Origin of the sequence: uncultured Kordia sp., assembly GCF_947489565.1 — a bacterium.
Taxonomy (GTDB): Bacteria; Bacteroidota; Bacteroidia; order Flavobacteriales; family Flavobacteriaceae; genus Kordia.
The window spans coordinates 24514-41127 of sequence record NZ_CANLEA010000016.1 but is presented as its reverse complement, the minus strand read 5'-3'; the positions used below and the strand labels follow the sequence as shown (position 1 = coordinate 41127).

10 protein-coding genes are annotated in these 16614 nt (G+C 33.9%); 7 read left to right on the top strand and 3 right to left on the bottom strand.

All coding sequences use genetic code 11. The features are described from left to right. Positions 1-87: 87 nt before the first annotated feature. The 4 genes from Q0845_RS19855 (at position 88) to Q0845_RS19840 (ending at position 6380) form a co-directional block, all read left to right on the top strand. On the top strand, positions 88-2256 hold the full coding sequence (locus Q0845_RS19855; protein WP_298516944.1) for a S9 family peptidase: 2169 nt from the start codon (positions 88-90) through the stop codon (positions 2254-2256). A 43-nt stretch (positions 2257-2299) separates the two neighbouring features. Continuing rightward, entirely contained in the window at positions 2300-3871 is a 1572-nt protein-coding gene (locus tag Q0845_RS19850; RefSeq protein WP_298516943.1) for a peptide MFS transporter, read from the top strand. A 28-nt stretch (positions 3872-3899) separates the two neighbouring features. Continuing rightward, complete coding sequence (locus tag Q0845_RS19845; RefSeq protein WP_298516941.1) at positions 3900-5696, top strand: peptide MFS transporter; 1797 nt, start codon at positions 3900-3902, stop codon at positions 5694-5696. 135 nt (positions 5697-5831) lie between these two features. Then, a complete protein-coding gene (locus Q0845_RS19840) occupies positions 5832-6380 on the top strand; it encodes a thioredoxin fold domain-containing protein (RefSeq protein WP_298516939.1) in 549 nt (182 codons plus the stop codon). A gap of 277 nt (positions 6381-6657) precedes the next feature. Here the strand turns inward: Q0845_RS19840 and Q0845_RS19835 are convergent, their stop codons facing one another. Continuing rightward, positions 6658-8694, bottom strand: a complete 2037-nt coding sequence (locus Q0845_RS19835; protein WP_298516937.1) for a ComEC/Rec2 family competence protein — start codon at positions 8692-8694, stop codon at positions 6658-6660. A gap of 221 nt (positions 8695-8915) precedes the next feature. On the opposite strand from Q0845_RS19835, the gene Q0845_RS19830 reads away from it, so the two are divergent. Then, the gene (locus Q0845_RS19830) at positions 8916-11195 is read left to right on the top strand and encodes a T9SS type A sorting domain-containing protein (RefSeq protein WP_298516935.1); all 2280 of its coding nucleotides are present in this window, start codon (positions 8916-8918) and stop codon (positions 11193-11195) included. Positions 11196-11420: 225 nt separating this feature from the next. After that, the gene (locus tag Q0845_RS19825; RefSeq protein ID WP_298516933.1) at positions 11421-13709 is read left to right on the top strand and encodes a T9SS type A sorting domain-containing protein; all 2289 of its coding nucleotides are present in this window, start codon (positions 11421-11423) and stop codon (positions 13707-13709) included. 466 nt (positions 13710-14175) lie between these two features. Here Q0845_RS19825 and Q0845_RS19820 read toward each other — a convergent pair whose 3' ends face one another. Next, entirely contained in the window at positions 14176-14727 is a 552-nt protein-coding gene (locus tag Q0845_RS19820; protein ID WP_298516931.1) for a C40 family peptidase, read from the bottom strand. 266 nt (positions 14728-14993) lie between these two features. On the opposite strand from Q0845_RS19820, the gene Q0845_RS19815 reads away from it, so the two are divergent. Next, complete coding sequence (locus Q0845_RS19815) at positions 14994-15392, top strand: hypothetical protein (protein ID WP_298516929.1); 399 nt, start codon at positions 14994-14996, stop codon at positions 15390-15392. A gap of 101 nt (positions 15393-15493) precedes the next feature. On the opposite strand, the gene lpxB is transcribed toward Q0845_RS19815, so the two are convergent. Then, positions 15494-16606, bottom strand: a complete 1113-nt coding sequence (gene lpxB, locus Q0845_RS19810) for a lipid-A-disaccharide synthase (RefSeq protein ID WP_298516927.1) — start codon at positions 16604-16606, stop codon at positions 15494-15496. Positions 16607-16614: the final 8 nt, after the last annotated feature.

The window sequence follows — 16614 nt, the reverse complement described above, 5'->3', positions numbered from 1 at the left end:
TGATATTTGTATATTGTCAGCTTTATAAATGAAAATTACTCAAACTCACAAGCTTTTAACAAGCTTATTTCTAAAAAAGCAACACGAATGAAAATAAAATATGTTTTCCTTTTTCTCTTCCTTGGGCTTGCCAACCTTACTTCGGCACAACAAAAAGAAATAACATTAGAAGAAATATGGACAGGAGCCTTTATAACAAGTGGAATGGACGTGTTACATTCTATGGATAACGGACAACAATACACCGTGTTAAACAGACGAGCGGGTTCAGTAGATAAATATGACTACAAAACGCTTCAAAAAGTGGAAACTATTGTAAAAGCGAGTGACCTTTCAGAAATACGTTCATTTTCTTCGTATAATTTTAGCGATGATGAAAGCAAGCTTATTTTAGCAACAAATGTTGAAGCTGTTTTTAGAAGATCGACATTAGGAATATATTACGTATACGATATCGCTTCGAAAAAAACCACAAAAATTTCAGACAATAAAATACAAGAACCTACTTTTTCACCAGATGGAAAAAAGGTAGCTTATGTATATGAAAATAACATCTATGTAAAAGACTTAATGTCTGGCGCAGAGAAGCAAATCACTACGGATGGTGTAAAAAATAAAATCATTAATGGAGTGACGGATTGGGTTTATGAAGAAGAGTTTAGTTTCGTACGCGCTTTTCAATGGAATGCAGGAAGTGATCATATTGCTTTTATTCGTTTTGATGAAACAAATGTTCCAGAGTTTTCTATGGATGTGTACGGAAGTAAATTATATCCGCAACAACATGTATTCAAATATCCAAAAGCAGGAGAAAAAAATGCAGATGTTTCATTGCACTTGTACAGCTTAAACAAGAATCAAACATCAAAAATTAACTTAGGAAATTATACAGATTTTTATATTCCAAGAATCAAATGGACACATGATCCAGCAGTGTTGAGTGTACAAGTCATCAATAGACATCAAAATGAGTTGGATTTAATTATGTACAATGCAGCAAGCAATCAGGCTAAAGTTGTATTAAAAGACAAAGACAAAGCATATGTTGATGTTACCGATAACTTAACGTTCTTAAAAGACAATAGTTTTATTTGGACAAGTGAAAAAGATGGATTCAATCATATTTATCACTACAAAAAAGACGGATCGTTAATCAATCAAGTAACCAAAGGTCCTTGGGAAGTCACTAAATATTATGGTTATGATGAAAAATCAGATCGCATATTCTATCAATCAGTAGAAAATGGTTCCATCAACAGAGATATTTATTCCATCAAAACAAATGGAAAGAAAAAGAAAAGACTTTCTACAAAAAACGGAACCAACACAGCCAAATTTAGTACAAACTTCACGTACTACATCAATACATTTTCTAGCGCAACTACACCTCCAGAATATTCACTTCACTTAGCAAAAAATGGAAAGCTAGAAAAAGAAATAAAAAACAACAAAAGCGTTAAAAACAAGCTTGAAAATTATAACATGTCTGCAAAGGAATTCTTTACCTTAACAACTGCGAAAGGACATGAATTAAATGCTTGGATGATAAAGCCTGCAAACTTTGATGCTTCTAAAAAATATCCTGTATTAATGTATCAATACTCAGGACCAGGTTCACAGCAAGTTGCAAACAAATGGAATAGTTCAAATGACTATTGGTATCAAATGTTGGCACAAAAAGGAATGATTATTGTATGTGTTGATGGACGCGGAACTGGATTTAAAGGAGCCGATTTCAAAAAAGTAACCTACAAAGAGTTAGGGAAATATGAAGTAGAAGACCAGATAGATGCCGCAATTGAACTTGGAAAACGTCCGTATGTAGACAAAGATCGTATTGGAATTTGGGGATGGAGTTATGGAGGATTCATGTCAAGTAACTGTATTTTAAAAGGAAATGATGTGTTTAGTATGGCAATCGCAGTAGCACCTGTAACTAGCTGGCGTTTTTACGATACCATTTATACAGAACGTTATATGCAAACACCACAAGAAAATGCAAGTGGATACGATGATAACTCACCAATCAACCATGTTGAAAAACTAAAAGGTGATTATTTATTAATTCACGGAACAGGCGATGATAATGTACATGTGCAAAACACCATGCGTATGATTGATGCTTTAATAAAAGTAAATAAGCAATTTGACTGGATGATTTATCCAGATAAAAACCACGGAATTTACGGTGGTTACACACGCTTACATTTATATACGAAAATGACAAAATTCGTTGAAAACACCTTATTGAAATAAACGAACTTTATTAGAATTACACTAACCCAAACAATTAATTATAATGACAAACTCAGAAAAACAAGTCCATCAAAAAGAAATATTTGGACATCCGGTCGGACTATATGTTTTGTTTTTAACAGAAATGTGGGAACGCTTTTCCTATTACGGAATGAGAGGACTTTTATCTCTTTATATGGCAGCAGAGCTAGTAGGAGATGACAGAGGCCCAGGATTAGGCTGGACAGATGCAGAAGCTATTAAACTATATGGATGGTATACCATGCTTGTGTATGTAATGTCTATTCCAGGTGGTATGATTGCAGACAAATTAATTGGTCAAAAAAAATCAGTGCTCATTGGAGCAATAATTTTAGTGTTAGGTCATGGAACTCTAGCAGTTGAAGAAATTTGGGCTTTCTATACAGGATTAATTTTAATCATATTAGGAGTTGGAATGTTAAAACCTAATATCTCTACCATGGTTGGAGGTTTGTACAAGCCAGGAGACATTCGAAGAGATAAAGGATTTAGTATTTTTTATATCGGAATTAACACAGGTTCTTTGCTTGCTACCACAATTGTAGGGTTGGTAGTTGCAAAATGGGGATGGCACGCAGGATTTGGTTTAGCAGGTATAGGAATGTTACTAGGTTTGATAGTATATATTTGGGGACAAAAATATTTAGTACATGTAGGAAATAAAACCCCAGAGAATGAAAAGAAAGATCAGGTTTCAATGTCTGAAATCTTTAAGAATTTAATAGGATCACCAACGCATTTGTTAATAGTTATTGGGTTAATAGCAATATCTGTGTATTACGCAGGATTTGTAATGACCGGTATTGACCATTGGGGATATGCAGCATTATTTGTGTTTTTATCGCTTGTAGTAGGAATGTTAATGATGATATACAAAAGCTTGCGTTCACAAATAGAAAAAGATCGTTTCTTAGTAGTATTACTATCTTTTCTTTTAGTGATTGTTTTTTGGGGAGCATTTGAACAAGCAGGAGGATTAATGAATCTGTATGCTGAAAACAAAACAAATAGAATGCTTTTCGGTTGGGAAGTACCTACAATTTGGTTCCAGAGTTTAAATGCAGGATTTATCATATTATTTGCAGTGACAGTAGCAAATTATTGGGCTACTAAAAAATTAAAAAATAAAGAAGCATCGTCGTTATTCAAAATGGCAACCGGAACCATTATTATGGGATTAGGTTTTGTATTTATGGTTTTTGCCGTAAGAGATTTTAATGCAAACGGTTCTTCAGGAATGTATTGGTTAGTATTAGCATATTTCTTCCACACAATTGGTGAATTATGTTCATCTCCAGTATCCTTATCATTTGTAACCAAATTAGCACCAGTTCGCTATGCGTCTTTAATGATGGGATTATATTTTGCATCTACAGGGTTAGGAAATAAGGTAGCAGGAATATTAGGAGAAAATGCTTCTGAATATGGAGAGTATACAATATTTGCAGGAATTACTATTTTCACGGTTATTTTTGGATTACTAGTAATTTTGATATTAAAACCTTTAAAGCGTTTAACGCACGGAGCCGAAGATAATGAAGGAACTTTCAATGAAGAAGCAGAAGGTTTTGAATTAGCAGATAAGGAAAATTAATTCGTAAAATCTTAAAAAATACTTCTTGATGAATACAGATATAGATAATTTATTTAAAGACAAAGTAATTGGGCATCCTGCCGGATTATTTGTAATCTTCTTTACAGAAATGTGGGAACGCTTCTCGTTCTACGGAATGCGTATCTTATTAGTAATATTCTTAACAGCACCTTTATTTGGTGTTGATCATCCTGGATGGGATTGGCCTAGAGAAAATGCCTTGGCATTGATAGGAACCTATGGTTCTTTATTATATTTAACACCAATAGTTGGTGGTTGGATTGCCGATAAATATACAGGCTATAAACTGGCGGTAGTGATAGGTTGTTTTATCATGATGTTAGGACATGCAGCCATGGTTTTTGAAACACCTTGGTCATTATATCTTGGTTTAGCATTATTAATTATAGGAACAGGTTTCTTTAAGCCTAATATGACTTCTATGATTTCTGAAATGTACAAAGGAAAAGAATCTAAAAAAGATGGTGCATACACTATTTATTATATGGGTGTAAACGCTGGAGCTTTCTTTGGAATGATGCTTTGTGGATATTTAGCAGAAAATCTAGGATGGAGTTACGGTTTCGGATTAGCAGGAATCTTTATGTTGCTTGGTTTAATCCAGTTCTGGTTAGCAAAAGACTTATTTGGAAGTATTGGAGCAAAGCCGTCAAAAATATATGAAGTTGAATTACCTCAAAATATCAATGAAGAATCTCCAAAAGAAATTAAGGACGAAGGACAACCTAAAGAAAAGCTGAATCCATTTACAACGGTAGATAAAGTATTGATGGCAGTTGCAGCTTTATGTGGTTTATCATATCTCTTTAACGACCCTATTTCAAAAATTGGAGGCACTGATATACTAGAAATTTTTAGTATTGAGAGCTTCTTAGATGGTTCTTATGTAATAGTGTTATTTGGTCTATTACTGTTTTTGTCTGTAGTCGTAACCAGGACCATGAGATATTCAACTATTGTTCGAGATCGAATTATAGCAGTGGCTATTTGTGGATTATTTACAGTAGTTTTCTTTGCCGCATTTGAACAAGCCTTAGGTTCTATGACCTTATTTGCAAGAGATTATACAGAACGAGCCTTAACAGGAAATGCAGCTACGATTTTTAAAATAGTCGATTTAGTATTGACGATTGTACCACTAGCTATTATCACCTGGGTTTTATATTTATTATTCAAAAAAACCTACAAGAAAATTCCATATTCAAATATCGTATTGGCCTTAACTTTTGTGTTCTTATGGTATGTGGTATTTTATAAAGTAAACAATGAATTTAGTAAAGAAACTACAGAAGTAGGAGCAACATGGTTTGGAATCTTAAACTCATTCTTTATCATTACATTGGCGCCACTATTTTCAAAATGGTGGGAAAGCAAATACAATCCAAGTGCAGCCATGAAATATGGAATAGGATTGATACTCCTAGGTGCAGGATTTGGAATCTTGGTATTTGGAACCTTAGGAATTCCTCAAGGAGCGAAAACAGCTTCTGTAAGTATGGTATTCTTAATTCTGGCATATCTATTCCATACCATGGGAGAACTCTGTATCTCACCTGTAGGACTTTCATATTTGAGTAAACTAGTTCCAGGTAGAATGATCGGATTCATGTTTGGTATTTGGTACTTAGCCATCGCTATAGGACAAAAAGCAGCAGGAACCATGGGAGGAATGATTGATAAAATTACAGAAGAATACTCATTAAGTACTTTCTTCTTAATATTTACTTTATTTCCTGTGGTGATAGGTTTAATATCTATTTCTTTAAATAAAGTACTGAAAAAACTAATGCACGGTGTAAAATAACCTGCAACATCATAAAATTATTAAAAAAGCGTTTTCTTATGAGAACGCTTTTTTAATATCTCAAAAGCAAATTGTAACTTGTGTTCGTAAACTAGGCATGGAGTTTGCGACAGACACTATATAAAATAGAAACCTATGAAAAAAATAATCATACTTTTAAGCTTTGTACTTGTTAGCATTGTAACGGTAAATGCCCAAAAAATTAATTGGGTTACTGTTGAAGAAGCGCAAGAACTAATGAAGAAAGAACCGAGAAAAGTCATCATGGATGTATATACAACTTGGTGTGGACCTTGTAAAATGTTAGACAAAAACACCTTTGGGAATCCAGATGTAGCGAAGTATATCAATGAAAATTACTACGCTATCAAATTCAATGCAGAAGGAGATTCTAGTGTGACGTATGAAGGAAATACATTTACAAATCCAAATTACGATCCTGCAAAAAAGAAGCGCAGAAATGCACAGCATCAATTTGCAAGATACTTAAGCGTACGTGCGTATCCAACAATGGTATTCTTTGACGAAGATTTCAAATTAATCGCGCCAATCTCAGGATACTTACTACCAAAACAAATTGAAATCTATTTGAAACTTTTCAAAACAGACAAATACAAAGAAGTAGTTTCAAAAGAAGATTGGGAAAAATATCAAAAAGAATTTGTAAACGAATTCAAAAGCTAGTAGTAACCCTGATATTTTGCTAAGTAACTTTATCTTTTCCCGAAGTATAACAAGTGTTTTTCGTTAAAAATTTTTGAAGCCTTGGAGAAAATTTAGAAAAATACTTGAGGTTCTAGTTTTTCAGAGAAAAAACTAGAAATACCTCTGGAAAAATTCCCTTTCTTTTGTTTCTTTTCTTTGGGAAAGCAAAGAAAACGAAAATAAAAAGCAGAAAATGAGTTAAGAAGCACAAGTTTCCTATATGATTCTTAAGCCTTCATTGAAAATTTAGATAATATTACTTTTCCAAAAAAATAGAGAAAAATCCTTTTTCACCGGTATAGTGAAAAGGGATTTTTTGTTTTTCAGAAGCCGCCTTCCAACGTTGCACATAACTTCTATAATTACTTCCATCTGCAATAATATACTCAGGTTGTAATATGCTTATAACTCGATTCAAATTGACTTTAGGTGAATTGCTTAACAAAACATATTTGGGTTTTAATGTTGGGACTTGATAAATTCCTAAACTATCAATTCGTAAAAGCTGCGAATCGTTCATCGTATAAACATTTTGCAAACTATCTTGTGTAACATTTTCTATAAAATCTTTCTGTAGTTGCTGTTTGATCGTATAATTTTTCGCTACAGAGGAATCGTTCAAATTGTGAAACAACTGCAAATTGGTTCCTTCTTGTCGTGCCAAAATCGTCGCTTTACTTTGATGAAAAATTGAAAAAGTATGTTCCGTCGGAAACTCCTGAAAACGATCTAAAAACCAACATCCTTGACAAATTAAAACACAGCACAAAGCTATCTGTAAACTTCTTCTTTTCGGATGATGTATATATTGAGCGAAAGCAATCAAAACTAGATAACAACCAATCATTTGTAACAATCGCATCGGAATATCTGTCAAAACAAACTGTTCGTGTGAAGCAATCCAAGAAACAAACGCATTCATGTACTGAATGATTTCACTGTAAATGCTGCTTAAAAATTCAGGTAGTATTTGAAAATAAGCAAGGAGAATCACCAAAATTCCCAAAGTTAAAATAATTCCAAGCACAGGAATAATGGTCAAATTCGCCACAAAAAATAATCCTGGAAACTGATGAAAATAATACAAACTCAATGGCAAAACTCCTAACTGAGCTGACAAACTTACGGTAAGCAATCCCCAAAAAGATTTTCCCAAAAATGATGTCGGATTCCAAAGTTTCTTCCATAAAGGCTGTAAGCAAACAATGGAAAAAACGGCAGCATAACTCAACTGAAAACCAACATCAAACAAAAAATGAGGTTTGCATAACAACAAGAAAAACATCGAAACAGTCAGTACTTGCAACGTATTCGTTTGTCGTCGAAAATGTGTGGCAACGACAATGGCAGTAAACATAGTTACCGCGCGAACAACGGAAGCAGACAAGCCAGAAACAAATGCAAAACTCCACAAAATACTCAAGAGCAAAAGTAGTTTCAAAGACTTTCCATATTTAAAGCGACAAAGCGGATTCAAAAGGAATTGCAATAAAAACAACAGAATTCCAACATGCAATCCAGAAATTGCTAACATATGAATGGCGCCAGCATTGACATAATTGGTTTGTAATTCTTTAGAAATCTGCTGGCGTTGTCCCAGCAAAAGCGCTTCAATAACGGCCAATGCATCAGCGTTAAAATGATGTTCTTGCAAACGTTCATGAATTGTATTTCGCAGTGTTGCGGCATAACCGTATAAAGTATTCGGAGGATTCTCAGCAAGTAAAAACTCATCCGTTTTCAAATATAATTGCGCATACACATAACGATCTTCCAAATACGCTTTATAATCAAAAGAAGTCGGATTCAAAGTAGATTTGATGGCTGATAACGACTTTTTTGTATACAAAACTGCGTCAACAGGAAGTGTTTTGGTCAAGCTGTCTTTGCGAATAAGTACTAAAATCTTTCCAGAAACAACAGAATCATTCACACTTAATACGTTGCCAATATAGCGATCATAATACGCATTGGACTTTAAAACTTCGTGAATGCGAAACTGTATATTTTCAATGGTATGTGTGTGACTGTAATGCGAAGTATGGTTTTTCTCTTCATGAAAATTTTCAATAACCATTCCCAAACTTACTGTGGTGAGTAAAGCTACAATTCCAAAATAAATTGTTTGTATAAACTGTTTTTTAGCGATCCAAAAGAACACACATAAAGAAAGAAATAATGCTCCAAAAATAAGACAACTCGTGGCCGAAGAAATCGTACTATAATATGCAGTTAAAATGCCAAAAATTAAACAAAATGTCAGTTTTGTAATGGTGAAATTGAGCCACTTCATTGTCAATAAATCTTTTAAAACACTTCAATGTAATTAAAAAAGGAACCCAGCTTTTAAATAAGTTTGTAAGCGTCATATTTTTTTTGTGAGCGTTATTAAATCGTAAAATAATGACAAAAAAGCCTCTATATCAGTATATCTAGAAACGTTAAATTGGATAAGTCTTAAGGAATAACTGAAAATAAAATCTTACATTTAAGACTGACAACCAACCAACAACCATGAAAAAAAATATATACTGTGCTATCCTACTATGTATAGCATTTACGACTTTAGGATTTTCTCAAGTAAATTTAGGCGACGATATAACTACCTGTGAAGGCGAAACCGTGATTTTGGATGCAACAACACAAGACGCAACTTCGTATCAATGGTCTGTAAATGGACAAGTAATTCCTAATGAAACAACTGCTACATATTCGGCATCACAAGCAGGAGTATATGAAGTTACAGCAATGATTAACGGTTCACCATCTTCTGATACGATAACCATCAGTTTTAATCCAGCTCCAATCATTGGAAATATATCAAATTTCTTTATCCAAGGAACGAATGGTAATACGACTGCAACGTTTGACCTTACTTCTAAAATACAAGAAATCACAAATGGAGATACAGATTTAACGGTTACTTTTTATGAATCTGCGGCAGATGCACAAGCCAATACAAATCCTATTGCAAACCCTACAAGCTATCAAAATCTTGTAAATCTTCAAAACATATTTGTACGAGTTGAAAATATCAATACAGGTTGTAGTAGTGTTAGTGGTTTTGTGTTAGAAGTAATCAATGAATCAACCATATATTGTTCGACAGATCCAGGAATCACCACATTTTGTTATGGTAATGATGATTCCACACAATTTATAATTACCAATGCCGATGGTTTGCCAGTTATGGTAGAGTTTTTAGCAGGAGAAGTAGAAAGCAGTTGGGATGAGTTGAATGTTTATGACTCAGATGGAACTGCATTATACATTGGTTATGGGAATAATGGCGATCTTACAGGATTGATATTTGAGTCTACAGGAGATCAACTTACAATACAAATTACATCAGATGGTTCTATTTCATGTGGAACAAATTCGTTTGAGCCATGGCAATTTACTGCGTCTTGTGGTGGGAATTCATCAGGTATTATAAACACTCAGAGCTTTTTAGATGAAAACAATAATGGTGTGTTTGACACTGGAGAAGTGCTCTTTCCTTTTGGAAATGTATTATATGAACTCAATGATAATGGAGAAATTAATGTTGGTTCGTCAGATGGAAGCTATTTTATAGTGAGTGCGGACGCCAATAATTCTTACGATCTAAGCTTTTCTTTGTTTGATGGTTATGACGATTGCTACAGCATCACAACACCCACCATTGATGATGTAAGTGTCGCTATTGGCGAATCAATTACAGTGTATTTTCCAATCACAGAATTACAACCTTGTGAAGATTTGGAAGTGGTTTTGGTAAACCCTGCAGCGCCACCACGACCTGGGTTTGACCATTATAATTTATTATACTTAAACAATTTATCACTTACAACCATTGCTTCCGGAACTGTAGAAGTAGTAATTGACGATCAAATAGTATTTAATGGTGTTTCAAGCATCAATCCAAATTATACAGTAACAAATACAGCAACAGGTTTTACGATTGATTTTGTGAATTTAGAACCTTTAGCGAGTGAAGTTATTACGATAGATTTATTCTGTCCTGTAACGGTTCCATTAGGTGATATTGTAGTCAATACAGCGACTTATACTACAACTGATAATGATTTAATATTAGAAAACAATCATTCTGTATTGCGAGAAACCGTAGTGGGTTCTTGGGATCCAAATGATATCACTGAATCGCGTGGACCAGAAATAATTCATCCAGATTTTACTTCGGAAGATTATCTCTATTATACCATCCGATTCCAAAACTTAGGAACGGCAGAAGCCATCAATGTTCGCATAGAAGAAACACTCAATACGCAAGTAGATGAAACTACTTTTCAAATGATCGCTTCGAGTCATGCATATCAAGTGCGACGTACTAATGACGAATTGGTTTGGAATTTTGACGATATCAATCTGCCAGCAGAAATGTTTGATGCTGAAGGAAGCAATGGTTTTGTACATTTTAAAATAAAGCCAAAAGCGGGTTATGCTATTGGAGACATCATTCCTGCACAAGCTGGCATCTATTTTGACTTTAATGCTCCTGTGATTACAAACAACTTTCTAACAGAATTTATAGAGCCACTTTCGGTGAACGAACTGTTGGAAACTCAAATAAAAATATATCCAAATCCAGTAACGGACATCTTATATATAAAGCTTAACAAAAGTGAAGTGATGAATCTTCAATTAGTAGACATTCACGGAAAACAAACACTAAACAAGAGCACAGAAGGTGAACAAATAGAATTGAATGTTTCGAGCTTAAAAAGTGGTATTTATTTCTTGAAATTAAACTCAAATACAACGCAATTCACGAAGAAAATTATAGTGAACTAGGTTTCTAACAGTAAAACAAGAGAAGCAAACAAATTAACAAATCCACAAAAAAACGAATTAACAAAAAACGAAGTTCATAAGTTTAGGAGTTTATCGTTTTGTATGCCGAACGTCACTTCGAGTGGCGAATCTATGATTCGTTGTATCGAGAAGTACTTCGAAAAAATGTAGTTTCTAACACCAAACACCAAACACCAAACACCTAACACCAAACCTACCAACCAAATGAAAAAAATAGTACAACTCGCACTCATTATTTTTATCACATGTACAACTGTATGCTTTTCTCAAGTAGATTTAGGTGATGATATTACAACCTGCGCAGGTGACACAGTTATTTTAGATGCAACCACACAAGATGCATCATCGTATCAATGGGCAAAAGATGGACAAATACTAGTCAATGAAACAAACGCGACTTTATTAGTAACAGAAAGTGGTTTGTATGAAGCTACGGCTTTGATTAATGGAATGCCTTCTGCGGATACAGTTGTTGTAACCATAAACCCAATTCCGAATATTGGTTCCATATCATTGTATATCATAGAAGATCTTACAGGAACTGGTTTTGCAGATTTTGACCTCACTACAAAAATTCCACAGCATATTAGTGCCAATTCAGAAATTACAGTTACGTTTTATGCAACGCAGTCAGATGCAGAAACAAATTCGAATCCAATAGTAAATCCAACAAACTTTCAAAACACAACAAATCCGCAATTTATATACATGCGAGCAGCATATATCACTACAAATTGCGCTGCAATTACTAGCTTTCAGTTGGAAGTGATTAATTATATTGAAGTAGGTTGTGCAGATCCTCCTGTATATACCTCCTATTGTTATACGGATAATGATGAAACAAAGTTTACATTTCGAAATACTAATGGTTATACGTTAAGAGTCGAATTTATAGAAGGTACGGTTGATACAAATTTTGATACACTACGGTTGTATGATTCAGATAATGCTACTACATTATTATATGAAGGCATAGGAAATAATGGCGATCTTAGTGGGTTGACATTTGAATCTACAGCTAATGAAGTTACAATTCAAGCGTCGTCTAATGGAGCGGTTTCATGTAATTCAGACGGACTAGTGCGGTGGCTTTTTGTGGTTTCATGTGTTGATGTAGGTCAATTTGGAAGTATCAATGTAAGAAGTTTTTTGGATGATAATAACAACGCCACTTATGACGATGGAGAATCATTTTTTTCGTCTGGATATGTTACGTATGAAGCCAATATAAATGGAACTATAGAAACAAGAGTGGGGAATTCAAATTTGAATATTTATAGTTATAATGCTTCTAATACGTATGACTTGACTTTTAGCTTATGGGATGATTATATAAATTGTTACAACATAACGACGACTAATATAAATGACATAAGTGTAGCCGCTGGAGAAGTAGTTATTGTCGATTTTCCAATTACAGTACAGCAACCGTGTGAAGACCTAGCCGTTTCTTTAGTTAATGATGCATCGCCGCCGCGTCCTGGATTTACGCATACCAATAGAGTATTTCTCAGAAATAGATCTGCATCAGCAATTGCATCAGGAACTATTGAAGTGGTTATTGACGATCAGTTAGTATTTAATGGTGTTACAGGCATCAATCCGAATTACATAGTTACAAGCACGGCTACAGGTTTTATGGTCGATTTTGTGAATTTAGAAGCTTTTGAAGATGAAAGTATTACTTTTGAATTATTATGTCCTGCAAGTGTGCCTTTGGGCGAATTGGTAACGAATACCGCTACGTATACAACAGATATGAATGATATTGTATTGACAAATAATATGTCTTCATTAACAGAAACCGTAGTGGGTTCTTGGGATCCAAATGATATCATTGAATCGCGCGGACCAGAAATAATTCATCCAGATTTTACTTCGGAAGATTATCTCTATTATACCATCCGATTCCAAAATTTAGGAACGGCAGAAGCCATCAATGTTCGTATAGAAGAAACACTCAATACGCAAGTAGATGAAACTACCTTTCAAATGATCGCTTCGAGTCATGCATATCAAGTGCGACGTACTAATGACGAATTGATTTGGAATTTTGACGATATCAATCTGCCAGCAGAAATGTTTGATGCTGAAGGAAGCAATGGTTTTGTACATTTTAAAATAAAACCAAAAGCGGGTTATGCTATTGGAGATATCATTCCGGCACAAGCTGGCATTTATTTTGACTTTAATGCACCTGTGATTACAAACAACTTTCTAACAGAATTTATAGAACCACTTTCGGTGAACGAACTGTTGGAAACTCAAATAAAGATATATCCAAATCCAGTAACGGACATTTTATATATAAAACTTGATCAAAGTGAAGTGATGAATCTTCAATTAGTAGACATTCACGGAAAACAAACACTAAACAAGAGCACAGAAGGTGAACAAATAGAATTGAATATTTCGAGCTTAAAAAGTGGTATTTATTTCTTGAAATTAAACTCAGATACAACGCAATTCACGAAGAAAATTATAGTGAACTAGGTTTCTAATAGTAAAACAAACAAATTAGTAAATCCACAAAAACGGAGCTTATTAGTTTATATGTTTAGGAGTTTATCGTTTTGTATGCCAAACGTCACTTCGAGTGGCGAATCTATGATTCGTTGTATCGAGAAGTACTTCGAAAAAATACAGTTTCTAAAAATCTAACAAACAAAAAAACAAATTAACAAAAAACGGAGTTTATAAGTTTATCGTTTCGTGTGCCAAACGTCACTTCGAGTGGCGAATCTATGATTCGTTGTATCGAGAAGTACTTCGAAAAAATACAGTTTTTAAAAGTCTAACAAATAAAAGCGAAGCAAACAAATTAACAAATCCACAAAAAAACAAATTAACAAAAAACGGAGTTTAAAAGTTTAATGGTCTATAAGTTTAGTACTCTGAAAAAGGTAGTTTCTAACACCAAACACCAAACACCAAAGACCAAACACCAAACACCCAAAACCTAAAGAACCCTTCTCGCCTCAGTAAACGCATTTTTCCAATAACGTTCATCCAAGGAAGAAATCAATACGCCTTTAGAACTGGTAGAATGTATAAACTTAATAACGCCACTTTTGTGAGAAACGACTAAACCAACATGATTGATGCGTTTTCGATTCTTATTCGTCTGGAAAAACAGTAAATCTCCTTTTTTTACTGTACTTAATTTAATGCGTTTTCCTTTGGTAGCTTGTTGGTAGGAAACTCTTGGTAACTTTACTTCATGTGCTCCAAAAGCAATATATGTCAATCCAGAACAATCCATTCCTTTGCGTGTTGTTCCACCAAACTTATACCGTGTTCCTTTGTACTTCATGGCTGTTTTTACAATAGCAGTTGCTTTGGTAGAAGCTTTCGTGCCAGAAGTTTTTTGGGTAGTCTTAGAAGTATTTCGTGTTTTGGTAGTTTTATTTACGACTCTGGTCGATTTTGTTCTTGAGGAAGATGCTTTTTTAGAAGAACCACAAGAAACTACAAAAATAGCAAGGGAAAGTAACAGTAGTTTACGAATCATATAAGGAGCTTTTTTGCTAAAATAACAAAATCTAAGTATTTAGAATATGAAAGGGATTTAAAAAAATAAAAGGCATCCGTATAAATTCGATAAGTTGTAAACGCAATGAAACTCTAATTTGATGTAAAAACTTACATTACTTTTTGACATTAAATAAAATAGCCTTAGCTTTAATTTTTTACGAAACTTATATGAATAACATAGGTTTGGCGAAAGTGGAAATAACAGAATTTTCTGTTATATACATTAACAAAAAATAAAACTGAATGGGAATATTAGCGATTATCAAACTTTTTATAGCAATCATAGGTTTTGGGATAACCATATTGACCGGAATTTTATTAATTAGACATAGACAATTAATTGAATACTTCAAAAGTTCGTTTTCATTTATTCGAGACGACTACCAAGCAGAAAAAGAAATTGAATATGGAGATTTTTTTAGTGAACTTTTCAAGGCAATTAAATATGGATTTACATCTTTGGGTAAAAGTAATTCCAGAACAGCATTTAATGAAAATAAAGGCAAATCAAATGAAATAAACCGAATACTAGTATTAATAGGGAAGCTGATGATAGTTACGGGTGTTTTGGGAATTTTAATTAGTATCGTAGGAACTTTGTGGATGATTTTCGAGTCTCGAGTAAATATTAACTTTTACTAAATCAATAGCAAAGAACGATTTCACGCATTACTATTATGGCTTTGCTAATTCATGGTTTGAATCTATTGGGATTCAAATTAGTTTTAGGTAAAATTTAAATACTACTTCTCAATAGCGCCACAAATCAATTTTGCAGCATTTCTACTAGCGCCTTTTCCGCCTAATTTTTGTTCTAAATCGTAATAATCTTCAAACAATTGTGTGCGTTCGTTATCGTCTAAAATACGCGTCAATTCTTTTTTAAGATTTTTCGTAGTGAAGTCATGCTGTATCAATTCTTTCACAACTTCTCGATCCATAATTAAATTGACCAACGAAATATACTCTAAGGTGATAATACGTTTTGCGATTTGATACGAAATATTATTGGCTTTATAACAAACCACTTGCGGTATTTTGTACAAAGCAGTTTCTAAAGTAGCCGTTCCAGAAGTCACCAATGCAGCTGTAGCAACACTCAATATATCATAGGTTTTGTTACTGATAAACTGAACATTTTTATCACTGATAAATTGATCGTAAAATGATTTTTCCTGACTCGGCGCGCCTGCAATCACAAATTGATATGCTGGAAAATCATTCACAACCGAGAGCATCACGGAAAGCATTTTGGTGATTTCTTGCTTTCTACTTCCTGGCAACAAAGCAATAATAGGTCTTTCGTCAAGTCCGTGTGCTTTTTTAAATTGTGTATCATCTACAGGTTTTCTATCGGCAATCGCGTCTAGCAACGGATGACCAACAAAATGCACATCGTAGTCATACTTTTTATAAAAATCTTTCTCAAAAGGAAGAATCACGTACATGGCATCAACATCGCGCTTAATCTTTTGAACTCTACTAGCTCTACTTGCCCAAACTTGAGGAGAAATATAATAATTGGTTCTAAAACCTGCTGCTTTTGCCCATTTTGCCACACGAAGATTAAATCCTGAATTATCAATAAAAATGACCACATCAGGTTGAAACTCCGCAATATCTTTCTTGCAAAAAGAAATCATACCCAAAATTTTACGCAGATTCATAATAATTTCAATGAATCCCATAAAGGCACGTTCTTTATAATGCATCACCAAAGTACCGCCAACTTCTTGCATCAAATCGCCGCCCCAAAACCGAATATCGGCGGTAGGATCTTCCTTTACAATAGCTTTCATTAAATTAGAACCATGTAAATCTCCAGACGCTTCTCCTGCAACAATATAGTACTTCATGGGTGTGT